This window comes from Flavobacterium sp. 1 (assembly GCF_002797935.1).
Lineage (GTDB): Bacteria > Bacteroidota > Bacteroidia > Flavobacteriales > Flavobacteriaceae > Flavobacterium.
This window is the reverse complement of sequence record NZ_PGER01000001.1, coordinates 4,841,728-4,868,285: the sequence shown is the minus strand read 5'-3', so window position 1 is coordinate 4,868,285 and position 26,558 is coordinate 4,841,728. Positions and strand designations below refer to the sequence as shown.

The following is a 26,558-nucleotide window of genomic DNA, read 5'->3' as shown; positions in this document are numbered from 1 at the left end:
ATTAATTTATTTTATTTCTTTTTGATATCAGACTTATTTCGTATTATATTTAATTTTCTTGTGGGCATCGTATATGGCAACAAACCAGATTTTAAAATAATTCGTTGTCCAATATCACCTGCAACGAACGAAGAAAGCCCCATTCCTAAACCAGAATACCCTTGGCAATTCACAATATATAAATCTCTCAATAAAGGATACGTCCCTTCTGCAAAATTATTTTGTGAAGGAGCATAATACCCTTCTCTATCTAAGCCCTTAACACTTAAAACATTTATATTCTTAATAACTGATTCCATTGATGCAACAGGCTGAGACAGCCAATTTACTCCAACAACACCAATCATTCCATTATTTTCTGAAACAAATTTTAAAACTTCGTTATTAGTTTTAAAAGTGTAAATATCATTCTCTGGCAAATTATTCAAACCAGCCAAATTATTCATATAACTCACAGTGCTTGAATTTGGATTGTCAAAAACGATACCTTTTATTTTAGAGCTGCGTTCTCCTTTCATAAAACCAATTACATCTTTCAATGCAATTAATGTGTCATTACTAGATTTATTAGAAACAAAAGCTATGCCATCAATAGCAAATTTAGTTATTTTAGGAACTATTTTTCTTTGTTCAAAAAGATTTAACTCTTTTTTTGATAAATTCCGAGCTAATACAACGATACTGGCCTTTTTGTTAAATAACGAGTTTAAGACTTCAGATTCAGATTCAGAAATTAAAGTGAATTTTGCGTCATAAGAACCTTCAAACACCATAACTTCATCTTCAACAATAGGAGTAACTGTCTCATCAACATAAATGGTAGCCTTACCTTTTAAAATCGTTTCATCATTTAGAACATTATTTTCATCCTTTTTGCAATTAAAAAAGAAAAAAATAAAGGATCCAAAAATCAAATAAAAACTAAATCTGGACATAATTATTCTTTATTAGCATTATATACGCGGAAAAATCTAATAATAGCATAGGCAATTAACACAAAGCCTAAAGCTATTCTATAGTGCATTTGCATGTCAAATGGAAATTTATCCCAAAAAATAACCATTATTCCTAAAAAGAAATAAGCTAAGAAAACCAATATGGTTATAACAAGAAGAAATCGCTCAATAAGCGATTTCTTCTTCAAATTGTTAAATAAATTATTTAACATTATTCTGCTGATTGAATAGTAATTGGAAGAGAATATAAAACCCTAACTTTTTTACCATTTTGTTCCCCAGGAAGCCATTTCGGGCATTTATTCAAAACTCTGATTGCTTCTTTTCCAGTCCCATAACCAATATCTCTAATTACTTTGATATCCGTTAAAGTTCCATCTTTTTCAACAACAAATGTCACATAAACTTTTCCTTTAAGACCTTCTTCTTCTGGTGGTGTATAATTTTTACCTACAAAAGCATAAAATTTTTCAATACCACCCGGAAATTCAGGTTTTTGCTCAATACCCGCTAAAGAGTGTACACTAGTGTCCTCTGCAATAACTTCAACTACAGGGCCATTACCAACTTCTTCAACTGTAAGAGGAGCATCTGGATCTCCTTTAATAGTTTCTGCACCAGTTTTCTTATCTTTGATATCATCCATTTTTGGCGGATCCTCAGTAACATCCTCAGCCTTAGTAACAACAGGTTTAACGAATTTAACCTGATCCTGTTTAGGTGGAGGTGGTGGTGGCGGTGCAAGATCTTTAGGAGCTTCAACCTTCTTCTTAGGAGGCATCTTAACCGCAATAATCTTTTCGTTAATTGTGTCATCATCACCCCCTTTTGGCAAGTAACTTGCAATAAGAGGAGCGCTGATAGCTAGACTAAAAAGAACACTGCCAATGATAAGAGCCCGCATAGAAGTCTTACGATTCGATTTTCTAAGTACGTACGCACCATAAAGTTTGTTACGCCCTTCGAAAACGATCTCAATCCATTGATTTTTTATTAAATCTAATTTCATTTTTTATAATTATTAGGTTATTAGTAAAAAAAATTATTTTTTTACTTCTAACAATTTCACTTCTTCAGGTGCAAATTCATTCACTATTGCATAAGAACCAGTCTTATTTACCCCAACTATTGCCATTTCATCCAAAACATCAACCAAATTACGATAAGTTGATTTTTTACTTGGTTTGATAATTACAATCATACCATCTTTTGGTTTCCCTTTAGCAGTAGAATATGCGATTACTTTATCCATTCTATCGAGTAATTCTTTACGAATCCCATCTTTACCGTAAGAAAAATCTTTTGGAGCCGCAAGTGGTTTTTCCAACATTCCAACATAACGCACCAACTTTCCATTTTCACCAAGCAATAAAGTCATCGTACGATTCTCATCAACATTTATATTACTTTTAACATTTGGATCTTTTTCTTTATCTGGCAACGTCAAATCCATGGATTGTGGTTTTGACAAGGTAGTAGTAAGCATAAAGAATGTGATTAATAAGAAGGCCAAATCCACCATGGCAGTTAAATCTACCTTAGAGTTTTGTTTTTTACTTCTTACTTTACCACCGCCTTTTTTGCCACCGCCACTGTCGGTATTTAATTCAGCCATTTTGTGTGTCTTTTTTAATTAAAAATTCTTTCCTCTTAAACCTGTAACCAAGTTAAAGCTATTGACCTTTTGATCTTGCAAAACATCCATTACTTGCTTAATTGCAGGATATTGTTCCTTCGCATCTCCTTTTATTGCAAAATTCAATTCTTTGTCATTAACCTCAATATTTGCTTTACGAGAATAAAGAACCCAATCCTTCAACTGGTTATCCAAAGAATCTTTAGGTATTCCAGGCTGTCCCGCTTTACTTCTATCTGCTGCTTTCATATTCAAAATTTGTTTTAAATTTTGAATTGGCACACCAAAACTTTCCATTAATCCAAATTCTTCCGACTCTTTTTCAGTAAAGGAAATATTATATTTATCAGCCATAAATTCAAGTGCCTTTTTACGAACATCTTTTCCTTTTAGGTCAAAAAATACAACTGATTTTCCTTGTACCTTACCAATCGTCAATGTCGACAGATTATCTGCAGGCAATTTAGTTTGAACAGTAGATTGCGGAGTATCAACTGGTAATACTTCAGGTGTTTTAGCAGTGGCAGTCAAAATAAAGAACGTTAGCAAAAGAAACGCAACATCACACATCGCCGTCATATCGGTAGATGTGGACTTTTTTTTCATTACTATTTTTCCCATTATTTTTATCTTTTATTTGATATTATAAAAAAAATATCAAAATTTAATTTATTGTTTTAAACTACCTCTAAAATGTCTGTAAGTATTTACGATTGTAGTTCCAGCCTCATCGATAGAATAAGTTAAATCATCAATTTTTGAAGTAAAGAAATTGTAAGCAACAATTGCAGTAATAGAAGTAGAGATACCTGTAGCCGTGTTAATCAAAGCCTCAGAGATACCAACCGCAAGAGCTGCTTGATCTGGAGTTCCAGCAGAAGCCAAAGCACCAAACGCTTTAATCATCCCTGATACCGTTCCTAATAATCCTCCAAGTGTTCCTAATGAAACTAAAGAAGAAATAATAGTCATGTTTTTTTCTAACATTGGCATTTCAAGAGCTGTAATCTCTTCGATTTCTTTATGAATCGTTTCAGCAGCTTCTTCACTGTTGAATCCTTCTTTTTTAACTTCTTGGTATTTAACTAATGCAGATTTAATTGCGTTTGCTACAGAACCTTGTTGTTTATCACATGAAACAATAGCGCCATCAATATCTCCTGATTTGATACTTACTTGGATTGCTTTCATAAATTTATCTAAATTTCCTTTACCAGCAGCTTTTGTAATAACAAAAAATCTTTCAATAGAGAAAACAATAACCATTAATAACATACCTAATAATACCGGTACTATAAATCCTCCTTTGTAAACTTGTCCTAATGTATTTAATGGGTGACCTTTTTCTGTATCTCCACCTTCAAAATTCGATGGGTCTCCCATCACTTGAGACCAAACTAACCAACCTACAAAAATACATAATGCGATAATAATTCCTGAAACCATTCCTCCACCATTTGAAGTGCTTTCTTTTTTAACTTTAACGTTTGCCATTTTTTTAAATTTTAAATATTTATTTTAGTTTTAATAAACTTGTATAGGAGCAAATTTAATTTTTTAGTTGAAATAAAAAAACTTTTTTTTAAGTATTCTAACAATTTATTTTATTCTTAAAACAGTACTGTAAGGTTTTTTAAGAATAATTGAATATTTTTTTTAAAAAACCTTTCAAAATTATTAAAAAAACAAGACGTTTTAAGCATTCCGAGTATTTTTATTCAAAGAATTGCCTAATTAAAAAACTTACATTTTCTATCAAATTAATCTTTTTTTGTGATATTATTTATAAGAAACACTTGATTATTCCATTTGGATAATATTTAATATCTTGCAGTTCATTTCAAAAACTCCGTTAAAATGAGCAACAAAGAAAATTTTATTCAGTACATAAATAAAGGCTATTTATCCAAAGGTGAAAGCATAACACTTGGAGTCTCCATCCTAGATGGTGAAGTATTAGCAAGCACTCCTGTAAAAATCCCATTAAAAACATTAAACAGACATGGATTGATAGCTGGCGCTACTGGAACCGGAAAAACAAAAACAATTCAAGTTCTCTCTGAACAGTTATCCTCTTATGGCATTCCTGTTTTAATGATGGATATAAAAGGTGATTTTAGCGGTATTGCCAAAGAAGGAGAAGAAAAAGATTTCATAAAAGAACGGCATTCAAAACTAAATATCCCCTATGCTGTATCGGGTTTCCCAGTCGAATTAATGACACTTTCTAAACAGGAAGGCGTAAGGCTTCGATCTACAGTTTCAGAATTTGGACCTGTACTTTTTTCCCGAATTTTAGATTTAAATGACACACAGGCTGGAGTTGTTTCGGTTATTTTTAAATATTGTGATGACAATAAAATGCCCCTGTTAGATTTAAAGGATATTAAAAAAGTCATTAATTACATAACCGACGAGGGAAAAGACGAAATTGAAGAAAGTTACGGCAAGATATCTACTTCGACTACAGGAACAATTTTAAGAAAAATAATTGAACTGGAACAGCAAGGCGGTGATTTGTTTTTTGGAGAATTGTCTTTTGAAATTGATGACTTACTGCGTATTGATGAATACGGAAAAGGGTACATCAATATTATCCGACTAACAGATATTCAAGATAAACCTAAATTATTCTCTACTTTCATGCTTAGTTTATTAGCCGAAATATACCAGCAAATGCCTGAAAAAGGAGATGCAGACCAACCCGAATTAGTTATATTTATAGACGAGGCCCATTTGATTTTTAATGAAGCCAGCAAAACTTTATTGGAACAAATAGAAACCATAGTAAAGTTAATTCGTTCCAAAGGAGTAGGTGTTTATTTTATCACTCAAAATCCAATGGATATTCCAAGTGGCGTTTTGGCACAACTCGGATTAAAAATACAGCATGCTCTAAGAGCTTTTACTGCTAATGACAGACAAGCAATCAAACAATCAGCGGATAATTACCCCTCATCCGAATATTACAAAACAGATGAATTATTGACCAGTTTAGGAATTGGCGAAGCTTTTGTAACAGCCTTAAACGAAAAAGGAATTCCAACTCCGCTTGTGGCTACAATGATGCGTGCGCCAATGAGCCGAATGGACATTTTAACGGATGCTGAAATTCAGGAGATTAACAACAAGTCCAAATTAGTCAAAAAATACAGTGAAGTGATCGACCGCGAAAGTGCTTATGAGATGCTCACTAAAAAAATAGAATCTGCACAAGAACAAGCAGTTGTTATTGAGGAAACAAAAAAAGCAAATAATGAACCAAGCGCTGCAAGTGTTGTCACAAAATCGGTTTTAAAGGTTGTTACCAGCGCAACTTTCATCAGAGGCGCATTTGGAATACTCTCTAAAATACTCAAAAAATAAACCTCCACAGTTTTCAATATTAAAATAGCAATTATAATTACTATTCTTGGTTCAAAAAACAAAACATGAAAGCATACGCTACTATAGGGTTATTACTGTTGTCAAATATTTTTATGACATTGGCTTGGTATGGGCATCTTAAATTCAAGGAATTAAAATGGTTTGAAAATACAGGATTAATAACTGTCGTATTGATAAGCTGGGGCTTGGCATTATTTGAATATTTTTTTCAAGTTCCTGCCAACAGGATAGGCTACGAAGGTAATGGCGGTCCTTTTTCTTTATTACAGCTTAAGGTAATTCAAGAAGTAATCACATTAGTTATTTTTGTGTTGTTCTCCTTGCTTTTTTTTAAAAATGAAACTTTGAGATGGAATCATTTCATTGGTTTTATATGTTTAATTTTAGCCGTTTATTTTATATTTAAAAAATAATTCACAATGAAAAAAGTATTCAAATTCTTTATTTTAATGTTAATTCTGAATGGCTGTTCGCCAAAGTCAGAAACTAAAAATGCGGCGTATATCAAATTAGAAATTGTCAAAACCGAAAAGGACTTTGAAAAATTAGTAGCCGAAAAAGGACCAGCAGAAGGCTTTTACCAATTTGCAGATTCCTGTGCCGTTATCAAAAGAGAACACGACACTATAATCATTGGAAAAAACAATATTAAAAATTATTATTCCAATCCTAGATATCAAAACGTAACCGTAACCTGGTCTCCTGATGCTGTAACCGTCTCCTATGCTGGCGATATGGCTTCAAGCTACGGCAAATATGTCTGGATTTCAAAAGATTCCTCTGGAAAGGAGCAGATTTCAAAAGGTATTTTTCATACGGTTTGGAAAAAACAAAAAGACCGTTCTTGGAAATACATTTGGGATTAAGATTAATTCTTTACAGGATAAAAAACCAGCTTTGTAGAAGACTGTATAATTTCTTTTTTATTCAATTTCATTTTTCTGAACTTTCCTGAATTATACAGTTCAGCCTGATCATTGTAATGCTTGCTGAATGGATTCCCAGACTGACCCGTTGGTAAAATTCCCCAACTATTTTCAATATCTGAAAAATCTATTACTCTTCTGCTTGATGGGCCTCCTTTTACTTTATAAAAACCATCTTCAGCAAAATCAAAAAATTGATTATTTATCACTTCATTCGATCCAGAGACTTCATAAGGGCCCACATTAAAAAAAGGTCTTAATAATGCTAATTTCCCTATTGGATGTTGATATTCTACTGTGTGAACTTTTTCCCATTTCCATTCCGAAGATAAACTTCCTAATTGTTTTTCTAAGGCTATTACTGCCTCCTCAAATGACTTTGTCACTATTTCACTTCTAGTTTCCTTCTTGTTTTTGGTAGTAATATCATCCCACCATGGTGAATTTTTGCTAGAAATCTGTCTTGTGGTAATTTGCTTCATACAATGAGTTCCAAGAAACTGTTTAAACTTTTCGTCTCCTAATTCGTCTTGAAAAGTATTCTTTAAATACAAATAAATCCATTTATTATAAATCGCAGGAGCAACATCTTCTAAATTATTAGTTCCTTTCCACAATTTTAAAACAATTATTGCTTCTTTTTCTGTTTTGGAAAGTGATTTAAGATTTAAATTTGAAATCAGCTTTTTAACCATTTCGGGAGCGATTGCAGAGGTATTGTCATTAATCATTTCACCAACTGAACTTTTATCCCAATTGGATTTTGAATTTAATAATTGTGTAATTCTTTTGGCTCTGTCTTCAGGAAGATAATATCCCGGATACACAAAGCCATCAATTGCTTCCGGCTGGTTATTTGCAGAATAAACATAGTTCCAGCTTGGATTGAAAGCTGAAGGATTTTTAGAAAAATCTAAATATTCCAGATTATCATCTTTACCCTCAGATCCATTCAATATGAAATTAGTATTTGCACTATTTCTATGCTTATATAATTTCCCTGTTGCCCACCAACCCACATTTCCTTTGGCATCACCATACATCACATTAAGTCCCGGCGAATGAATAAGTGACACTCCTTTTTCAAATTCGGAAACAGATTTTGAATGTGATAAAGCATAAATAGCTTCAATGTTATGATTAGGATGCTGTGTATAAATCCAAGACATAGCAACTGGCTTATCACTTTTTAAACCCACTAATAAATCATTCATAACAGGACCGTGCTGACTTATTTTTATATTCAGAACCACATCCGCAGAATCTTTTACTTTTATTATTTTCTTTCTGATTTCGTATTCTTGAAATCCGTTTTTAGTTTTATACTGATTACTGTTTTCTGGATTATTTTCTTCTTGGTAAAAATCCACATCATCGTTTTCAAACATTGTCAAACCATAAGCATATTCATGATTATGCCCCAACAAAGGAAACGGCGCACCTGCCAGATAACAGCCATATAGTTCAAAATCTGGAGTTTCTATATGAGCTTCGTACCAAGTTCCCGGCTGCGAAAATCCAATGTGAGGATCATTGGCAAAAATCACTTTCTTATTTTTTGTTTTCGGCGGAGCAATAACCCAGCTATTACTCCCTACAAAAGGAGCAACTGGGGATTTATCTAATAATGAAGCAATAGATTGTGAAATAACAGCATATTCTTGTGTGCTTTGTTTTGCATTCTTAATTTGAGTTGTATTAAACTGCCCTTCTAAACCAAAGTCTTTCAGATAATCCATCCCATATTTATTACGAATATCGGTAAGTAAAGGATCTGTTTTTTGAGCCATTGCAAAACTAAAAGACATGTACCCAAAAATATTATAAACATCTTGTACCGTAAATTTATCTTTTTTAATTCCTAACAATTTGAACTCAACAGGAGCTGGTCCTTCGTCAATATATTGATTAATTCCATCAAGGTATCCCATCATCAATTGATAGGCTGGGCTTTTTTTATCCAAGTCTGCAATTGCTTTTTGGGAAGCTTCTTCAATTCCTAAACCAGCAAAAAATTTATCATTCTTTAAAGCTACCGAACCAAATATTTCGGACAGCCTACCAGGAACTATTCGTCTAAGCAATTCCATTTGCCATAATCGATCTTGAGCATGTACATATCCCAAAGCCACCATTGCATCTTTGGAATTTTTTGCATAAATATGAGGCACGCCAAATTCATCAAAATAAACAATAGTTTCCTTTTGAATATTTTTTAAATAAATTTCTCCTTCATATTCAGGCTTTTGATATGCCCTATATATTACAAATAAAATTAGTACCGCAATTAGCAAAAAAATAAAAATAAGCAAGACTCGTTTTAATATTCTCATCAGAAGCAATTTTAATAGATCCTCTCAAACTTATATAAAAATCATTATATTTTGACATCCATTTCCTAAAACATTTTTAAAAAAGAATTATTTTTTATCAAATACAAACAAACCATGCTTATAACTGCTTTTAGCATTATTGTCATTTTTTTATTACAAAACAAAGAATATCTTGCTCACAAGTTAAAAATGAATATCTAAAATAAGATTTTTACAAAAGATTTTATAGTATTAAATAACCGTTTCTTATATTTGTTTAAATTCAAAAAAGACATGAAAAGCATTTCAAAAGAAACCATTTCACAGATGGATAAGATTGAAAAATTAAATTTAATTAATTCATGTACTGGATTTAAATCTGCTAATTTGATTGCCACAAAATCTATTGAGGGCAATACCAATGTTGCTATTTTCAGCAGTGTTACCCATTTAGGAAACAGTCCCTCGTTAATTGGAATCATTGTACGTCCAACCACTACTCCAAGAGATACTTATAAAAACATCATGGAAACCGGCTACTTCACTGTAAACCATATAACAGTTGATATGATTACTGATGCTCATCACACATCTGCTAATTATGAATCAGGAATTTCCGAATTTGACAAAACCAATTTGGAAGAAGAGTATAAAGAAGGAATCAGTATCCCTTTTGTAAAAGGAAGCCCTGTACAGCTCTACTGCAAATTTGTGAATGAATATAACATCAAAGAAAACGGAACTATACACATCATCGCTTCCATCGAAAGTATTTTTTATGACGAAGCATTAGAACATAAAGACGGCTGGCTGCAGTTAGACAAAGGAAATGTTGTTGCCTTAAATGGTACTGACGGTTATTTTTTACCAAAACTGATTGACCGTTTTCAACAGGCTCAGCAGGACGTTCCGACAAAACCTTTCAGGAAAGACAAAGAATAAGAAATTACAATTAAAAGGAAACGGGAACAGCATTTAGAACTATTCACGTTTTTTTATTTCTCCAATATTCCTCTTTTCAGAATCTGCCCAAAGTGAAACATATCTTCATAGGAGGTATATAATGGAACTGGCGCCAATCGGATTACATTGGGTTCACGCCAATCTGTAATTACACCATTTTTCATTAAATAATCAAACAGCCTGCGCCCTTCTCCATGCAAAAAAACAGATAACTGACATGCTCTTTCAGAAGAATTAGCCGGTGTAATAATCTCAAAAGAACCTTGCACTTCTATGCTGATTTCGTTTAGGATAAATTCTAAATAGGAAGTTATTTTATCTCTTTTTAAGATTAATTGATCCATTCCAATTTCATCAAACATTTCAACAGAAGCTAAATAAGGTGCTAAAGATAAAATTGGTAGATTACTTATCTGCCAGCCACCAGCTCCGTGAACAGGATCAAAAACCGGTTCCATCTTGAAGCGTCGTTCTTTATTATGTCCCCACCAACCCGCAAAACGAGGCAGTTCTTTATTGTTGTGATGTTTTTCATGAACAAAACAGCCCGAAGCATTTCCTGGTCCTGAGTTCATGTATTTATAGCTGCACCATGCGGCAAAATCCACATTCCAATTGTGCAGTTCTAATTTAATATTTCCTGTGGCGTGAGCTAAGTCCCAACCCACATAAGCGCCTTGTTTGTGACCAGCTTCGGTAATTGTTTTCATGTCAAAAACCTGGCCTGTATAATAATTTACGCCACCTATTAAAACTAGAGCCAGCTCCTCTCCGACTTCTTCAATTGTTGACAGAATATCTTCCAGCCGAATGTTATGTTCCCCGTCACGGCGCTTAATTTCTACGATTGCATCTTCTGGTTTATAACCGTGAAAATGCACTTGGCTCTGAAACATATATTGATCTGAAGGAAATGCTTTTTCTTCGCAAATGATTTTGAAACGTTTTGCTGTTGGCCTATAAAAAGAAACCATCAATAAATGAAGATTCACTGTCAGCGTATTCATCACTGTGACTTCTGACGGCAATGCACCCACTAATTTGCTCAACGGATTAGTAAAACGCTCCTGATAGTCCCACCAAGGTTTTTTTGCATAAAAATGACCTTCAACGGCTAAATTTGCCCAATCATCCATTACCTCATCAATATATTTTTTGGATCTTTTTGGCTGTAATCCTAAAGAATTACCAGTAAAATAAATTACCTTTTTGTCATTGACTTTTGGAAAAATAAATTCGTCTTGATATTTATGTAAATTATCTTGAGCATCCAGTTTTTGTGCAAATTTCAGTGTGTTTTTGAAATCCATCTTTTTATTATTTATGCAGTAAAAATAGAAAAAAGAAAGTATTTAAGTCCTATAAAAAGATAATTCAATAAAAAATCAATCCATTGGGAGCTAAATTTTATATTTAAAGCAACGAAATTTTCATGGAAAAGAAATTGCGTTAGGGATAAAAATGAAAAGTTTTTACTTGAAGCCATTAGTAATACAGCAACGAGGAAGCGACCAACGGAAGCTCCCACAGTGCTAGTATTACTTTGATTTCTGGTCAAAACTTGTAATGGATGACCCGTAATACGCCCATATTCAGAAGGCAGTCATCACTGTTCAGATAGCAGTATTCAGTTTGTGGAATTAGTTTGCAGGTAAAAAAAATCTCGCCATTGCTGACGAGACTTATATTTATAATTTTGAATGCGATTAGATAATCAACATTGCATCTCCGTAAGAATAGAATTTATATTCTTCTTTGATTGCTTCTTCGTAAGCTCTTTTCATTAAATCATGTCCGCAAAAAGCAGAAACCATCATTAACAAAGTAGATTTTGGCGTATGAAAATTAGTAATCATACAGGTCGGTATACTAAAATCATGAGGAGGAAAAACGAATTTATTTGTCCATCCATCATAAGGATTTAGCGTGTCTTGTGAAGAAACTGAACTTTCTACAGCACGCATAGAAGTCGTTCCTACGGTACAGATTCTTTTCTTAGCCGCCTTTGCAGTATTTACAATATCACAGGCTTCCTGAGTAATTTTCAATTCTTCAGAATCCATTTTGTGTTTAGATAAATCTTCAACCTCAACTGGATTAAAAGTTCCTAAACCTACGTGAAGTGTAACTTCGGCAAATTTAACTCCTTTAATTTCTAATCTTTTCAATAAATGCTTAGAGAAGTGCAAACCAGCAGTTGGCGCCGCTACAGCTCCTTCTTCTTTGGCATAAATTGTTTGGTAACGTTCAGCATCTTCTGGCGTCACTTCACGGTTAATATATTTTGGGATAGGAGTTTCTCCTAATTCGGTCAATTTATTTCTGAATTCTTCATAAGAACCATCATAAAGAAAACGCAAGGTTCTACCACGAGAAGTAGTATTGTCAATTACCTCAGCCACTAATGAATCGTCGTCTCCAAAGTATAATTTATTTCCAATTCTGATTTTACGTGCCGGATCTACCAATACATCCCAAAGTCTTTGTTCTGCATTTAGTTCTCTTAATAAAAACACTTCAATTCTAGCTCCGGTTTTTTCCTTGTTTCCGTACAAACGGGCTGGGAAAACTTTGGTATTATTTAGGATTAAAACATCACCATCATCAAAATAATCGATAACATCTTTAAACATTTTATGTTCTATCGTTTGTTTCTTACGATCAATAACCATCAAACGAGACTCATCTCTATTTTCGGCTGGATATTCTGCAAGAAGTTCTTTTGGTAAATTGAATTGAAAGTGTGATAATTTCATTTGCTGTTTGTTTAAAAGTTTAAAATTTCAAGTTGCAAGCTGTTTAGCCTGAACTTAAAAATCTTTCGGGTGCAAATATACGATTGTGAGATAGGCGTTGTCAAGTGTTTAGGTGTTTATTTTTACTCACCTAAACGCTAAACAAAAATGAATTGACAACAAACTGAACAAGAGTCTAGGTAAATGACCACTTTTGAACAACTAAAAAGCCTAATTTTTTTAAATCATCCCAAAAATCTGGATATGATTTTGATACAACATCAGCATTATTGATAATAATTGGAACTTTTAGTCCTAGCGGAGCAAAAGCCATCGCCATTCTGTGGTCGTTATAAGTATCAATTCTTATCTCTGGGTTAATATTTTCTGTTGCCACCAATGTCAAACTGTCGTTGGTTACTGAAATATTGGCTCCTAGTTTAGTCAATTCTATTCGAAGTGCTTCCAATCTATCAGTTTCTTTAATTTTTAAGGTATGCAAGCCTGTTAAGTGACAGCCAATTCCTAATCCTAAACAAGTAACTACAATAGTTTGGGCAATATCTGGTGTATTGTTTAAATCGAAAGTGATGTCTTTATAATCGAAACCTTCTTGTTTTGTCAATGTAAGCTTATCTCCTTCAAACTGTGAAGAAACTCCCAACTTCTTATAAATTTCAACCAAAGCCGAATCTCCTTGCAAACTTGTTTCTTTATAACTCGTTAAAGAAACTGAAGCTGTTTTTGCCAAAGCTACTAAACTAAAAAAGTAGGAAGCTGAACTCCAATCGGACTCAACAGTCATTACTTTGGTTTCTACTTCTTTCTTTGGTTTTACAGTTATTACGTTTCCAACAAAACTCGTTTCAATATTTAAATCATTTAGCAAAGTCAAAGTCATTTTGATATACGGAACAGAAGTTATTTCGCCAACCAAAGTCAGTTCAATTCCGTTTTCTAATTTTGGCGCTACTAAAAGCAATGCCGATATATATTGACTGCTCACATTAGCAGGAATACTGACTTTGTGAGCCGTTATTTTTTGTCCAATGATTCGAATAGGCGGATAACCTTCTTCATTTTCATACGTGATTTTTGCTCCTAATTGTACCAAAGCCTCCACCAAAACTTTAATCGGGCGTTCGGTCATTCTTTGAGATCCTGTCAAGACAACTTCACGGCCTTCATTGACTGCAAAATAAGCAGTCAAGAAACGCATTGCAGTTCCTGCATGATGAATATCTACAATTTCGTCATTCCCTTTTAATGCTTTTTGCATTACCTCACTGTCATCTGAATTTGAAGTGTTCTCTAAAGTGATATTAGGAAACAATGCTTGAAGCAGCAAAAGTCTGTTTGTTTCACTTTTGGATCCTGTAATTGCAATTTGGTCTTGTAAATCGGGTTGGGAAGTCTGTACTAGTAAATTCATTTTGGATAAGTTGAAAAGGTATGTTTGGCAAATTTATTTTAAAAAAAGGATGTACCAAAGCTTTGCGTTCACTTATAACATTATTTTAGTTTATCGTTGTTTTTGTGGCGGTCTTTATCTCTTACTGATTTCAAATCCATCTTCTTATCAAAGGCGGCCTGCAGATCGATTCCTGTCTGATTAGCCAAACACAGCACTACAAAAACAACATCGGCCAATTCTTCGCCAAGGTCTTTGTTTTTATCGCTTTCTTTTTCGGATTGTTCTCCGTAACGGCGCGCAATGATTCGGGCTACTTCACCTACTTCTTCGGTAAGCTGTGCCATATTAGTCAGTTCATTAAAATAACGGACTCCGTGTTCTTTGATCCAAGTATCTACGTCTTGTTGGGCATTTTTTAGATTCATAGCGGTATTTTTATGGCAAATATACAAATGCACAAAGTCATACTATATTCTTTTCAAGACTATTTTTTCATTTTGCTTGTCAATCATTTTTTGATAAAAGTCTTTAATTGATCCATAAAAATCACCTGAAATGACAGCAAAATTTATCTCTTTGATTACAGCAATCTGTATTTTATTATCTTGCGAATTCACATTCATAGAGAAGGACAGCTCTTCACCTTCTGTTGAAATCTTTAAGGGTTTAGGAAGCGATTCTATAGCATAACCCTCTGGAATTTCATAACTTATATTATATTTTTCAAATTTTGGATATTCAAAATTGATTGGCATCTTTCTTTTTTCTTGAACGAAAGGATTATGAGATTCCGTAAAAAATAACATTGGGTTGATATATATTTTATCTCCAATAATCTCAGAATGATTATTAGTTGAAAAAGCAAAAGTCTGCATAACAGGATTAGCAAGATTAGTCTTTTTATTATCTATGGTATACCCTTGAATTCTAATTCCGTTTAAATTATTTTCTAATTTCTCGAGATAGTTGTCCGTTTCCATTTCTGCATACTTATCTCTAAAATTGTATGCTTCATAATCCGTTAACTGAGATCTATACTTGCCCTCCATTCCTCCGGATTTATCCAATTTTACCATCAGCGTATAATTTTTACCTGAACTCTTTGTCGGCACTAGCTCCACTTCCTGAGAAGTTCCATCTTGCTTAATAAGCCGTCCTTTCCAGTTTAAAACATTCAAGGGTAAAATATTTTGGGTTGTGTATTTATGAGTAGCATCTAATAAAATTTGCTTCCCATCAATATTCACTTCAGCTATAACATAATTAAAACCAGTCCTATTAGGAAAAACCGGTCTTCCATAATCTTTTGTACTAATCAGTACTGGATTTGCATCAAAACCTGCCAGTTTTAACATTGAGATAAGTATAAAATTTATTTCGGCAACATTTCCAGTTCTGGCAGTATAGGCTTGCTTTACTCCTTTATCTGTGTAGTATCCATTATCATTGTTCCAATGCATCCGTTCTTGAACAAACTTAAAAACTACTGCTAGTCTTTCTTCCTTAGAATCAATTCCTTTTAAAATCAATCTAGTATCGTCTAGAAGATAAGAACTCTCTTCTAACTCTTTCCCAAAATCTTTATCTGCATAAATAGTTTTGGCTACGCCATCCCAATCTTTTGAAAAATTTTTCTCTTTATCATCGGGAAAATTTGTTTTTTCAAGTTCATGATGCAATGACGATTGGTAATTTCGAATATTATCAACAAAACTTTCTTCTTTTAATGCTGGAATATTTTCTGTACTATATTTACTTTTTATCTGATTGAAACTCAACGAAACTGAATGTTGATATTGATCATCATAATGAAGACTTCCATCTGTAACTTTTGAATCGACTTTAAGATCTATAAAACCAATCTGAATAGGTTTATACGTAAAAAAATAAGGGATATTAGTCGTATATTCAGCTGAATTTACTGGAATTTTATATTGAAAATAGAAAACAGGAAACTTAACAATGTTTTCCGTTTTCAAAACATATTTAAATTCAATTACCGACCCCTCTTTTACATTTGGCAACATTATAGTTGCTTCATTCCAATATTCATTCACATTTTTCTTAAAACTGCCTTCACTATTGAGTTTAGTTTTTACAATCGCACCATTTACCAGATTATAGGTTACAGCATTGGAAAATGTGACAACATCATCACTATAATTTTCATACCCTACATAATACGGTACCGTAAAATTAGCCCAATCATAGCCCTCTTTCTTATAAATTTTAATTCGCATCGAAACTTCAGTAATTGCGACAAATCCTTTATCCCTAGTGTACTCAAATCTAGTTTTACCATTCTTAAATAATATTGCTGCAACAGCACTTGTGTCTCTGGGGTGAACTTTTTCCTTTAATTCTGCAATTGATACTTTTCCTAATTCAAAGTTTTGAGCATTTATCTTTACGAAAGAAAATAAAATGAACAATACCAAAAACACTTTGCTTTTTTTCATTGTTTACACTTTTTTCAACACAATCTTCTCGGTTTGCTTCGTAATCATTCCTTGGTAATAATCTTTCATCATGGAATAATATTCTGAAGATATGATTGGAGTATTTATTTGATGGGAAATAATCAGCTGTATTTTATTTCCAGAAGCATTTGCTCTAAATTTAAATCCGCCTATATTTTCTTCCATATTTAACTGAGCCGATTTTGGCAATGTCTCTACAACATATCCTTCAGGAATATCAATATTAATATTGTAACTTTCTATAAATGGAAAACCATAATCAATAGGGTATTCTCTGGTTTCTTTATTAAAAGGATTATGCTCTTTGGTAAAAAACAATAATGGATTAATGTATATTTTTTCCCCTATAACTTCACATAAATTAGTTCCGGTAAAAGAACAGGTTTCCATAATGGGTAATTTCAAATCCTTCTCGTTAGTTCTGGAATAATCTGCAATTTCAATTTTTTGATTTTCATTTTCCAGCTTTTCCAGATAGTCTTCTTCTTTTACATTCTCAATTTTCGACCTAAAACTCATTGCATTATGAGCGGTTCTCTGTCTTCTTAATTTTCCTGTAATTTTCCCTATTGCGTCAATAGCGTACAACATTGTTACATGATCAGTTGAAGCCATTTTTGGCATTAAATCGACTTCATCAGATGACCCGTCTTTTCTAATTAATCTTCCTATCCAGTTTAAATCTCTAAATGGCAATACATTTGGAGTAGAATATTTATTTGTAGCATCCAATAGTATTATGCCCTGAGGTGTTTCGACTGCAGCAATCACATAGTTGTATGCAGTTCTATTAGGGAAAATTGAAATTCCGTTAGATCGGGTACTCACTAATACAGGATTTGCCTTTAAGCCCGCAGTACGCAACATTGCAGTAAGCATTAAATTAATTTCGGCTACGTTTCCTACTTTGTCTTTGTAAGCTTTTTTAACACCCTCATCACAAGAATAACCATAATTTTCATTCCATTTCACAGTAGCTTTTACATAATTTAAAATCGCTGTAATAATTTCATCTTGAGATGACAAACCTGCAATAACTGCTTTTAAATCCTCTTCAAAATATCCGGTTTTATTCAACTCTGGTCCAAAATCATCATATTCATAAATAGTTTTTGCAACAGAATTCCAGTCTGTAGAATAAGGCTTAATAGGTCTATTTGGATATTGTGTCATCGATAATTCCTGAACCAAACTGGTAGTAAAATTGTCAATATTATTTACAAATGCCTCGTCTTTCATAGCAGGAGCATTTTCGATAACATAGGTTGTTTTTGTTTGAAGATAATCAATTTTATCCGTTGTAAAATTAGTACTGCTAGCAGTCCATCCTCCTCCAGATCTTTCTTTGCTATTAATAGTAATGGACTGATTCGATTTTTCTGTTGTGATTTTTGGAGAGATAAAACCTTTTAATTTAGTGTTATATACAAAGTATTCGGGTATGTGAGTTATATATTCTGAATAATTTACAGGAATATCTGTTTGAAAATCAAATTCTCTCAACATTCCAATATTATCTGTTCGTATTTCATATTTGTATTCTAGCACAGAACCCTCTTTTACATTCGGCAAAGTTATTTTCTTCCTATTCCAATATTTATTAACTTTTTCTGTGAATTCGCCCTCACTTTTAAGCTTTGTTTTTTCTATTTTACCTGCTACTAAATTATAAGTTACTGCATCTGAAAAGGCAACTTTTTCTTTACTAGTACCATTTCCGACTAAAAAGGCTACCTGCTTATTTGCCCAATTATATCCTTCTTTTTTATAGATTTTAATACGCATGGTAACCTCTAAAACTACAATAAACCCTTCGTTTTCTGAAAATACAAAACTGGTTTGTCCTTTTTTGAACAATATGGCAGCTACCGCAGCTGAATCTTTCGGATGCACTTTTTGTTCTAATTCTGCTATGGAGACTTTTCCTAATTTAAATTCTTGAGCATTTACATTGGAACAAAATAGGGCAATAAGAAACAGAAAAGTTAAATATTTGATTTTCATTTGGCAATTAGCTTTTGGTTAAAATTATTTTAGCATTATCATTTCTAGAAATCTGCTCCATAAAAAGACGAAATTCGTCGTACTCTTTATTGGTATACAATCCTTTTTTCAAAAAGAATTTTCGCTTGTAAACGATAGTCACATTATCTTTTTTTATAATCTCAGTTTTATATTCCCCAAATTTCCCGTTAATCTCAACATTAGCTGGAAGAAACTCAATTGAAAAATTAGCTGGTATAGCAATTTCGATTTCATCTACATCTACAGATCCTCTTTGAATTTCTAACGGATTCTTTCTGTTTCGAATTCGTTTTACACTTTGAGTTAATGGATTAAAAGCATTTAGAGCAAACATCATTTTGTTAGCAGATACGTTTCCGTAATTGACAGCACTTATTGTAATATTTTCAGTAAATCGAATATTTTCTTTGTCATTCGAAAATGACATTTTTCCTATTTTTAAATTATTAATATTATTCCAATAATTTTTATAATGTTCTTCTTTGTCTGTAGGTTGCCAATTTTCAATTTTCGCTTTACTATACTGTGAACCTTCTGATACTATCGTAATTTTCCCTCCAAAATCTCCTTTTTCAGAAATTTCATAAGTTCCTTTACTAATTTGACTATTAGATTTATCTTCATAGATTTTTGTATGAACAATTTCTCCACCATCCGGCTTTATAATCAATACGTCTCTATCGTCAGTAAAATTAGCTTGGTAACCAAAAGGATTATTTTGACTAGTACATTCTAAAAATATTTTCTCTTCCCCATTTGGAACACATAAAATAACGTGATCGCCTTGTAGAGATGTAAAATCTGATTGTATATTTTCTATATCACTATCTCCAAATAATTCGGTATAATATGATGGAACGCCAACAACTTCCAATAATGCTCTAGTATAGTTGGACAGTGCTTTACAATCGCCATAACCTAATCTATCAACATCACTAGCAAGCATTGGTTTAAACCCGCCAATACCAACTTGAATACTAATATATCTAGATTTTTCTTGCATATATTTATACACAATTTTTGCTTTTTTTATTGGGTCGGTTTCATCTCCAACTAACGATTTAATTTTGACTTTGGTTTCATCAGTTAGATTATCTGTTCCTTTCAAAATGTTTTCGGAGAACCATTGTCCGTATTCCTTCCAATTTTTAGCGGTTCCATCAACACCTTCAAGATTAAAACTTTCCAATCCCATCATCACTTTTGGGAAAATTTTTGACTCTGGACTATTTGCTTCATATTTTTGAGCAAAAATATTTGTAGCCAAATAAGAAAGTTGAGTTTCATTATCTATTGTTTTTTTGATTTTATAATTAGAAAAATTAAACTCTTTCTTTTTAAAACCAAGAATAGAAGGGTAAGTTACGTTTATGATGCTTTTTTCTATACTAACAAAATAATTAGAAATTGGATTCCAAGTTGGTATATGTGCCGTAGTTGAAGTTTCAAATTCACTTTCATAAACAAAAGTAAAAGGATACTGTATTGGTGTATAATTTGTAAAAATAATTCGATCATCAGAAAAAATAGAGTATCCATCTGCTGCACTAACGTCTCTAAAATCACCTTTTTTTATTTTTTTAATTTCCTTTCCAAAAGCATCATAAACGGTTGCTTCTATGTTTCTAATCTTCGACCTTTTATCATAACCAGCGACTGCTCCTATGGCTTCAAGGCCTTTTTCATTAAGCACCGTAACTATTCTTATTTTCTTGATATTCATGCTGCGCTGAGAGGCAATTAAAATATCCGTTTGGTTTAAACGAACAATAGCATTAGCATTTTCTTTGAGACTGTCGGAAATAGTCAGAGCACTGTAATCAGGTTTTTGAGAAAAAAGCAGAGTTGTAGTAAATAACAAAAAAATAGTTATCGCTGAAAAAAATCTGTAGGTCATAAAAAAATATTTGCGAAATATAAGAAAATTTCGTTTAAAAGAAACTTAATTTTATTATTTATTTTACATAAAATTTTAGCTTAAATAATAAAAAGGCAGAATTCTAGAATATAAAAAAGGCTGTCCAAAATGAACAGCCTCAGCCTTTAAGCTCTAGTTTTTTTTTTATAATGAACGGATAATTCCTTCTTCTAAACCTCTTAATTCTGCTAATCCTCTAAGCCTCCCAATTGCCGAATATCCAGGATTATTCTGTTTACCTAAATCATCTAACATTTGGTGTCCGTGATCGGGACGGAACGGAATTGAAATTTTGTATTTTTTCTGAATCAGTAATAATTCTTTCATTACCGCATACATATCGGTATTTCCATCTAAATGATCGGCTTCAAAAAAGTTTCCTTCTTCATCGCTGCGAACATTTCTTAAATGTATAAAATGAATTTTATCATCTAATTTTTTAACCATTTCGGGTAAATCATTTGCTTTTGAAGCACCTAAAGAACCCGTGCAAAAACAAATTCCGTTTGATTTATATGGCGCATTAGACAAGATATAATCATAATCTTCTATTGAGTTAACAATTCTTGGCAAGCCTAAAATATCAAATGGAGGATCGTCTGGATGAATGGCTAACTGCACGCCGCATTCATCAGCAACGGGACAGATTTCGTTTAAAAAATAACTCAGATTACTTCTTAGAGCATCTCTGTCAATGTTGTCATAGGCCTTCAATGCATTGCGCATCCACTCTACAGTTATCTTTTTTTCTCCAGGAATTCCAAACATCACTGTATCTGCTATTTCTTGTAATCTTTGCTCAGTAATAGCAACAAAACGTTCTTTGGCTTTGGTTACAATATTTTCAGGGAAACTTTTCTCGGCATTTTCTCTTTTTAAAATATAAATATCAAAAATTGCCAAATCAATCCAGTTAAAATACAAAGCTTCTGACCCATCTGGCATTCTGTAATCCAATTGCGTTCTAGTCCAATCGTTTACCGGCATAAAATTATAGGTGATTACCGGAATACAGCAAGCTGCTACATTACGGATACTTTCTTTGTATTTATCGATATATTCCTGAAAATTTCCTGTTCTGGTTTTAATGGATTCATGTACTGTGATACTTTCTACCACATCCCATACTAAACCAGATTCTTCAATTTCAGCTTTTCTTTTATTGATTTCTGCTATTGTCCAAACTTCACCATGAGGAACATGATGCAACGCTGATACCACTCCTGTTGCACCTGCCTGTTTGATATAGGATAAACTTACGGGATCATTTGGTCCAAACCATCTCCACGTTTGTTTCATTTTATACATAATTGCTTTCTTTAAAAATATTAAACTCCGCTAAAAATTGTAAAACCTCCATCTAAAGTAATTTTTGATCCAGTTGCAAATTTAGATGCATCACTCAACAGCCAAACCAATCCTCCAACTAATTCATCTGGACTGCCGAAGCGGCCGTAAGGAGTATTTTGAATTACCAAATTTCCTCTTTCAGTCAAACTTCCGTCCGTATTGGTCAATAAAGTTCTATTTTGTTCTGTCAAGAAAAAGCCTGGCGCAATTGAATTCATACGAATTTTATCGCCATAACGTTTAGCAAGTTCTACAGCAAACCATTTAGTATAAGAATCAATGGCTGATTTTGCCAAACTATATCCTAGTACTTTTGTCATTGCCGCCACTGTGGATACCGAAGAAATATTTACAATACTTCCTCTACCAACAGTATCTTTTATGGCTTCTCCAAAAATCTGAGTAGGCAAAAGCGTTCCAAACAAGTTAAGATTCATTACTTGCTGTAAAGCATCCATATTCAATTTAAAAATATCTTGATCGGGCTGTACTACTGCATCGGGCATATTCCCGCCAGCGGCATTAACCAAACCATCAATTTTTCCATATTTAGAAAGAACCAGCTCACGAGCAACAACTAAATCTGCTTCTTTGGTAACATCAGCAATTAAAGCAATTGCTTTTCCTCCTTTATCAACAATAGCCTTTACTCGTTCATTAGCTATTTTTTCGTTCCTGCCTAAGATGCCAACTGTTGCTCCAGCCTCGGCAATTCCTTTCACAAAAGCTCCTCCTAAAATTCCTGTAGCCCCTGTAACAACAATAACTTTATCATTTAATAAGAAATCTGTTTTCAATTTTGGTTGTTTTAAATTAGTATTTTTAATTCCAGTCGCGAAAGATACGGATTTTATTAAGAAAGGAAATTTCTCCAAATAAAAAAAGCACCAGCCTTAAAAGCACTACTGGATCAAAAAAACTTTATTATTAAGATAACTTGAAAACACTGTTTAAGAAAACATTTAAAAATAATTTAAATTCATAAACTTTCAGGAAATGGAAAATTTATGAAAACCTGAATTCAATTAATATACAAAAGCTATTATTTATATATCAATTATGTATTTTACAGTATCGAAAAAAACATGAACTTATTCCATCAAAAAAACGGTCAATCCTCTTGCTCCGTGTGCCCCTAAAACTAAAGACTGTTCTATGTCAGCTGTTTTTGAAGGTCCAGCTATAAATGTTCCAAAACCATATTCCTGATTTCCAATGCGGTCATAAGCTTGGTGCATTTTGGCAACAATATCCTTTTTATTGACAACTATTGCCAAATATTGCGGAATAAAAGTCGAAACCCGTTGTCCCATAACCTCGTCGGTAATCCAAAGCGCACTATTTTCGGCTACGCCAAAATGTGCTTTAACCAAAATAAGTTCGGCATCCTGCAAAGAATGAGGATCATCGCTAGTCCAATCCAAATTGGCCACTTCTGAAAGTTCTGGAAGAGTGGTCAGTATGCGTTTGCTGGTATCGAATTTTTCTTTTACAAAATCAGTAATTTCAGCATAATTGGATACTTCAACAAAGTCACCGCCAATACTTTTTAAAACCGATTTATATTGTTCTAAAACATCTAATTCAGATTCTTTCAAAGGCTCTAAATTAGGAAGTTCATTCAATTCTTTTGGCTGATTTTGTTTTATTTTTTGTAAAATAGATTCTTTACTGCTCATCATTTTTTCCTTTAGTTGCTTTACCATTTTTCTTGTACCATTCTCTAAAAGATTCTTCTGGAACTTCGGGCATTTCGCGTTGGTCGTACCATTTATTCAATTTATTATTTACCAAACCAGGTAAATTCTTCATTGTAAAACGGCCCGCTTTTCCAGCAATCTCAAACACTGTTGGATTGGCTAAAACAGTAGCCATTGTTTTCATAGCTATTGTCTTAACTTTTGGAGTATAACCCTCTTTAACCAAAACCTGTCTCCATTTGTATAACTGATCATGGATGTCAATTTTTACAGGACAAACATTGGTACAGGAACCGCATAAAGTGCTGGCAAAAGGCAGATCGGCATTTTTTTTCATATCCAGATTAGGAGCCAAAATCGAACCTATTGGTCCTGCAACCGCATTGTGATAACTATGTCCACCGCTTCGTCTGTACACTGGACAAGTATTCATGCAGGCACCGCAGCGAATGCATTTTAATGAATTTCTAAAATCTTCTCTCCCTAACTGCTCACTTCTTCCATTATCAACTATGACAATATGAATCTCTTTTCCGTCATTTGGTTTTTTAAAATGGCTGGAAAAAGTAGTTATTGGCTGCCCAGTGGCGCTTCTTGCTAGTAATCTCAAGAAAACACCTAAATGTTCGCGCTGCGGAATTAATTTTTCAAATCCCATACACGCAATATGAACATCGGCTAAATGCGCGCCCATATCTGCATTTCCTTCATTGGTGCAAACTACAAATTCGCCGGTTTCGGCAACTGCAAAATTTACTCCTGTCAAGGCGGCTTTGCGCGTCAAAAAAACATCTCTTAAATGCTGGCGGGCCGATTCAGTTAAATATTGCGGATCAATATTCCCTTTTTCGGTACCAAGGTGCTCATGAAAAGTTTCACTTACATCTTCCTTTTTTAGATGAATCGCCGGCAAAACAATATGACTCGGAGGCTCGTTTCGAAGCTGTACAATACGTTCTCCTAAATCAGAATCAATAACATCAATGCCCCGATTCGTCAAATAATCATTCAAATGACATTCTTCGGTAAGCATCGATTTTGATTTCACCATTTGTTTGATGTTATGCTTTTCTAATATCGAATGAACAATAACATTGTGTTCCTCGGCATTTGCGGCCCAGTGAACAATAATTCCATTTTTTTGAGCATTGGATTCAAATTCAACCAAATAATCATGAATATTTGAAAGTACGTTGAATTTTATTTGTGATGCTGTTTCTCTAAGCAATTCCCATTCTGGAATCTGATGTGCAGACCGATCTCTTTTTTCACGAACAAACCAAAGTGTTTCATCGTGCCAATTGACGCGCTCCTCATTTTTATTAAAAAGGGCTGCGGCTTCACTATGCGGAATCGTTTTATTTGAACTCATTTTGCTTGTTTTATTCTTTATCAGAAAAATTCAATACGTTTTCGGTAATATATTTTTTATCGGTAATAATATCAGCCTTAATGTTTTTAAGGAAAATATTCTCTACAGGCAATTCTTTCTGCCCCAGTATTCTTGCGATAAATTTCACATCTTTAACCTTATAATTTTCTAAATAAATGTCATGTATAGGTGTTAATTTTACTTCAATAGTTGGAACCAAGTCCTTCCATTGATACAAAACATCGGTTTCAATACCCAAAACTCCTTCGGCAATTTTTCCAGATGTGATATTTTGAGTATAAATATTTTTTACATAACCGCCTCTTCGTTCATTGGTCTTAATGAATAACAGATGGTTCAATTTTGCTCCATCAACAACATGGCAGTTATCCATAAAAACATTTTCAATTCCTCCAGAGAGTTCACTTCCTAAAGCCAGTAATTGATGACCGTTTTTTACAGTAATATTTCGAATAACAATATTTTTTGCAGGAGTATGTAAACGCCAAGCATCTTGATCTCTGCCAGATTTAATTGAAATAGCATCGTCACCTTGGTCTAAAATACAATTTTCGATTAATACATTTTGTGCCATTTCGGGATCAACGCCGTCATTATTATGTCCATGAGCATATACTTGAATATTTCGAATCACAACATCTTTGGACAAGTATGGATGAATAGTCCAAAACGGGCTGTTAGTTACCTTAACGCCTTCCATTAAAATATTCTCACAACGGTTAAACTGAATAAATTGCGGGCGAAAATTAGCCGTATCATTAACCATCTGGCGTTCTTCAACTGGTTTGTTATAGCCAGCCAAATAGTACAGACGCTTTAAGCTTTCCATGTGAGCTTTCGGTCTTGCAAACCATTTTTCCCATACATCCATTTTTGCTTTTAATTCACCCTCACCGGTAATTGCAATTTTTTTACAGTTATAAGCATAAACTAACGGCGAATAATTATAGCATTCCAGTCCTTCCCATGTAGTATGTACAGCAGGCAGATAATCACTAGGATCATCTGAAAATAAAAGAACAGCACCTTTTTCTAAGTGCAGGTTGACATTGCTTTTGAAGTGAATTTTACCTGTAATCCATTCGCCTTTTGGGATTACTACAATACCGCCTCCCATTTTATTTGCTTTATCAATGGCATTAGCTATAGCTTGTGAATTTTTATTTTTGTCACCTTGTACCGCACCAAAATCGGTAATGATTAACTTTTTACAATTCTTAAAATTTGGAATGTAAATCATAGGCATTTCAAATGGAGCTTTCACTTTTATTCCAGTTAAAGTAACCGTTTCTTTTTCAGCATTAAATGAAAAAAAACAAAAGGCACAAACGATAAATAAAATTGAAATGATCTTTTTCATTGT

Annotated in this window: 22 protein-coding genes; 4 read left to right on the top strand and 18 right to left on the bottom strand. The window is 33.2% G+C overall.

Annotated elements, in window-relative coordinates:
* Positions 1-11: 11 nt before the first annotated feature.
* The 5 genes from CLU83_RS19760 to CLU83_RS19735 all read right to left on the bottom strand — a co-directional run bounded on the left by CLU83_RS19760 (position 12) and on the right by CLU83_RS19735 (position 4,086).
* A complete protein-coding gene (locus CLU83_RS19760) occupies positions 12-935 on the bottom strand; it encodes a PstS family phosphate ABC transporter substrate-binding protein (RefSeq protein ID WP_100433194.1) in 924 nt (307 codons plus the stop codon).
* A 232-nt stretch (positions 936-1,167) separates the two neighbouring features.
* Positions 1,168-1,965, bottom strand: a complete 798-nt coding sequence (locus CLU83_RS19750) for an energy transducer TonB (protein WP_100433192.1) — start codon at positions 1,963-1,965, stop codon at positions 1,168-1,170.
* A gap of 33 nt (positions 1,966-1,998) precedes the next feature.
* Positions 1,999-2,571, bottom strand: a complete 573-nt coding sequence (locus tag CLU83_RS19745; protein WP_100433191.1) for a biopolymer transporter ExbD — start codon at positions 2,569-2,571, stop codon at positions 1,999-2,001.
* Positions 2,572-2,589: 18 nt separating this feature from the next.
* Positions 2,590-3,213, bottom strand: coding sequence for a biopolymer transporter ExbD (locus tag CLU83_RS19740; RefSeq protein WP_100433190.1), 624 nt, complete (start codon positions 3,211-3,213; stop codon positions 2,590-2,592).
* 48 nt (positions 3,214-3,261) lie between these two features.
* On the bottom strand, positions 3,262-4,086 hold the full coding sequence (locus CLU83_RS19735) for a MotA/TolQ/ExbB proton channel family protein (protein WP_100433189.1): 825 nt from the start codon (positions 4,084-4,086) through the stop codon (positions 3,262-3,264).
* 363 nt (positions 4,087-4,449) lie between these two features.
* Between CLU83_RS19735 and CLU83_RS19730 the strand changes: the two genes are divergently transcribed.
* The 3 genes from CLU83_RS19730 (at position 4,450) to CLU83_RS19720 (ending at position 6,845) form a co-directional block, all read left to right on the top strand.
* Positions 4,450-5,958: a helicase HerA-like domain-containing protein gene (locus tag CLU83_RS19730; RefSeq protein WP_100433188.1), complete on the top strand. Its 1,509-nt coding sequence runs from the start codon at positions 4,450-4,452 to the stop codon at positions 5,956-5,958.
* A 65-nt stretch (positions 5,959-6,023) separates the two neighbouring features.
* On the top strand, positions 6,024-6,392 hold the full coding sequence (locus tag CLU83_RS19725; protein WP_100433187.1) for a DMT family protein: 369 nt from the start codon (positions 6,024-6,026) through the stop codon (positions 6,390-6,392).
* Between the two features lie 6 nt (positions 6,393-6,398).
* On the top strand, positions 6,399-6,845 hold the full coding sequence (locus CLU83_RS19720) for a hypothetical protein (protein ID WP_100433186.1): 447 nt from the start codon (positions 6,399-6,401) through the stop codon (positions 6,843-6,845).
* A gap of 2 nt (positions 6,846-6,847) precedes the next feature.
* Here CLU83_RS19720 and CLU83_RS19715 read toward each other — a convergent pair whose 3' ends face one another.
* The gene (locus CLU83_RS19715) at positions 6,848-9,238 is read right to left on the bottom strand and encodes a penicillin acylase family protein (RefSeq protein WP_100433185.1); all 2,391 of its coding nucleotides are present in this window, start codon (positions 9,236-9,238) and stop codon (positions 6,848-6,850) included.
* A gap of 273 nt (positions 9,239-9,511) precedes the next feature.
* Here CLU83_RS19715 and CLU83_RS19710 point away from each other — a divergent pair, with 273 nt between their 5' ends.
* Entirely contained in the window at positions 9,512-10,159 is a 648-nt protein-coding gene (locus CLU83_RS19710; protein WP_100433184.1) for a flavin reductase family protein, read from the top strand.
* Between the two features lie 53 nt (positions 10,160-10,212).
* On the opposite strand, the gene kynU is transcribed toward CLU83_RS19710, so the two are convergent.
* From kynU to CLU83_RS19650, 12 genes are all read right to left on the bottom strand, one after another.
* Positions 10,213-11,490 carry a kynureninase gene (kynU, locus tag CLU83_RS19705; RefSeq protein ID WP_100433183.1) on the bottom strand — a complete coding sequence of 426 codons (1,278 nt, stop codon included), beginning with the start codon at positions 11,488-11,490 and terminating at the stop codon, positions 10,213-10,215.
* Between the two features lie 396 nt (positions 11,491-11,886).
* Positions 11,887-12,936, bottom strand: coding sequence for a tRNA preQ1(34) S-adenosylmethionine ribosyltransferase-isomerase QueA (gene queA / locus CLU83_RS19700; RefSeq protein WP_100433182.1), 1,050 nt, complete (start codon positions 12,934-12,936; stop codon positions 11,887-11,889).
* A 175-nt stretch (positions 12,937-13,111) separates the two neighbouring features.
* A complete protein-coding gene (gene aroA / locus CLU83_RS19695) occupies positions 13,112-14,347 on the bottom strand; it encodes a 3-phosphoshikimate 1-carboxyvinyltransferase (protein WP_100433181.1) in 1,236 nt (411 codons plus the stop codon).
* An 80-nt stretch (positions 14,348-14,427) separates the two neighbouring features.
* Positions 14,428-14,754, bottom strand: a complete 327-nt coding sequence (locus CLU83_RS19690) for a nucleotide pyrophosphohydrolase (RefSeq protein WP_077373631.1) — start codon at positions 14,752-14,754, stop codon at positions 14,428-14,430.
* Positions 14,755-14,796: 42 nt separating this feature from the next.
* Entirely contained in the window at positions 14,797-16,788 is a 1,992-nt protein-coding gene (locus tag CLU83_RS19685) for a DUF3857 domain-containing protein (protein WP_100433180.1), read from the bottom strand.
* A gap of 3 nt (positions 16,789-16,791) precedes the next feature.
* Positions 16,792-18,813: a DUF3857 domain-containing protein gene (locus CLU83_RS19680; protein WP_100433179.1), complete on the bottom strand. Its 2,022-nt coding sequence runs from the start codon at positions 18,811-18,813 to the stop codon at positions 16,792-16,794.
* Between the two features lie 7 nt (positions 18,814-18,820).
* Positions 18,821-20,731, bottom strand: coding sequence for a DUF3857 domain-containing protein (locus CLU83_RS19675; protein ID WP_100433178.1), 1,911 nt, complete (start codon positions 20,729-20,731; stop codon positions 18,821-18,823).
* Positions 20,732-20,896: 165 nt separating this feature from the next.
* Positions 20,897-22,051, bottom strand: coding sequence for a mannonate dehydratase (gene uxuA, locus CLU83_RS19670; RefSeq protein WP_198512360.1), 1,155 nt, complete (start codon positions 22,049-22,051; stop codon positions 20,897-20,899).
* Between the two features lie 29 nt (positions 22,052-22,080).
* Positions 22,081-22,899: an SDR family oxidoreductase gene (locus CLU83_RS19665; RefSeq protein WP_100433811.1), complete on the bottom strand. Its 819-nt coding sequence runs from the start codon at positions 22,897-22,899 to the stop codon at positions 22,081-22,083.
* 294 nt (positions 22,900-23,193) lie between these two features.
* Positions 23,194-23,808, bottom strand: coding sequence for an LUD domain-containing protein (locus CLU83_RS19660; RefSeq protein ID WP_232727199.1), 615 nt, complete (start codon positions 23,806-23,808; stop codon positions 23,194-23,196).
* Complete coding sequence (locus CLU83_RS19655) at positions 23,771-25,174, bottom strand: lactate utilization protein B (RefSeq protein WP_100433176.1); 1,404 nt, start codon at positions 25,172-25,174, stop codon at positions 23,771-23,773. The genes CLU83_RS19660 and CLU83_RS19655 overlap by 38 nt, the downstream gene beginning before the upstream one ends.
* Before the next feature lie 10 nt (positions 25,175-25,184).
* Positions 25,185-26,555, bottom strand: a complete 1,371-nt coding sequence (locus tag CLU83_RS19650) for a glycoside hydrolase family 28 protein (protein WP_100433175.1) — start codon at positions 26,553-26,555, stop codon at positions 25,185-25,187.
* Positions 26,556-26,558: the final 3 nt, after the last annotated feature.

Coding starts and splice junctions, on each gene's coding strand:
- CLU83_RS19740 (WP_100433190.1), bottom strand. CDS start 3,213: ATGGGAAAAATAGTAATGAAAAAAAAGTCCACATCTACCGATATGACG.
- CLU83_RS19715 (WP_100433185.1), bottom strand. CDS start 9,238: ATGAGAATATTAAAACGAGTCTTGCTTATTTTTATTTTTTTGCTAATT.
- CLU83_RS19650 (WP_100433175.1), bottom strand. CDS start 26,555: ATGAAAAAGATCATTTCAATTTTATTTATCGTTTGTGCCTTTTGTTTT.
- CLU83_RS19675 (WP_100433178.1), bottom strand. CDS start 20,731: ATGACCTACAGATTTTTTTCAGCGATAACTATTTTTTTGTTATTTACT.
- queA (WP_100433182.1), bottom strand. CDS start 12,936: ATGAAATTATCACACTTTCAATTCAATTTACCAAAAGAACTTCTTGCA.
- CLU83_RS19660 (WP_232727199.1), bottom strand. CDS start 23,808: ATGGTAAAGCAACTAAAGGAAAAAATGATGAGCAGTAAAGAATCTATT.
- CLU83_RS19725 (WP_100433187.1), top strand. CDS start 6,024: ATGAAAGCATACGCTACTATAGGGTTATTACTGTTGTCAAATATTTTT.
- CLU83_RS19760 (WP_100433194.1), bottom strand. CDS start 935: ATGTCCAGATTTAGTTTTTATTTGATTTTTGGATCCTTTATTTTTTTC.
- uxuA (WP_198512360.1), bottom strand. CDS start 22,051: ATGAAACAAACGTGGAGATGGTTTGGACCAAATGATCCCGTAAGTTTA.
- CLU83_RS19720 (WP_100433186.1), top strand. CDS start 6,399: ATGAAAAAAGTATTCAAATTCTTTATTTTAATGTTAATTCTGAATGGC.
- CLU83_RS19750 (WP_100433192.1), bottom strand. CDS start 1,965: ATGAAATTAGATTTAATAAAAAATCAATGGATTGAGATCGTTTTCGAA.
- CLU83_RS19690 (WP_077373631.1), bottom strand. CDS start 14,754: ATGAATCTAAAAAATGCCCAACAAGACGTAGATACTTGGATCAAAGAA.
- CLU83_RS19735 (WP_100433189.1), bottom strand. CDS start 4,086: ATGGCAAACGTTAAAGTTAAAAAAGAAAGCACTTCAAATGGTGGAGGA.
- CLU83_RS19710 (WP_100433184.1), top strand. CDS start 9,512: ATGAAAAGCATTTCAAAAGAAACCATTTCACAGATGGATAAGATTGAA.
- CLU83_RS19685 (WP_100433180.1), bottom strand. CDS start 16,788: ATGAAAAAAAGCAAAGTGTTTTTGGTATTGTTCATTTTATTTTCTTTC.
- CLU83_RS19680 (WP_100433179.1), bottom strand. CDS start 18,813: ATGAAAATCAAATATTTAACTTTTCTGTTTCTTATTGCCCTATTTTGT.
- kynU (WP_100433183.1), bottom strand. CDS start 11,490: ATGGATTTCAAAAACACACTGAAATTTGCACAAAAACTGGATGCTCAA.
- CLU83_RS19745 (WP_100433191.1), bottom strand. CDS start 2,571: ATGGCTGAATTAAATACCGACAGTGGCGGTGGCAAAAAAGGCGGTGGT.
- CLU83_RS19655 (WP_100433176.1), bottom strand. CDS start 25,174: ATGAGTTCAAATAAAACGATTCCGCATAGTGAAGCCGCAGCCCTTTTT.
- aroA (WP_100433181.1), bottom strand. CDS start 14,347: ATGAATTTACTAGTACAGACTTCCCAACCCGATTTACAAGACCAAATT.
- CLU83_RS19730 (WP_100433188.1), top strand. CDS start 4,450: ATGAGCAACAAAGAAAATTTTATTCAGTACATAAATAAAGGCTATTTA.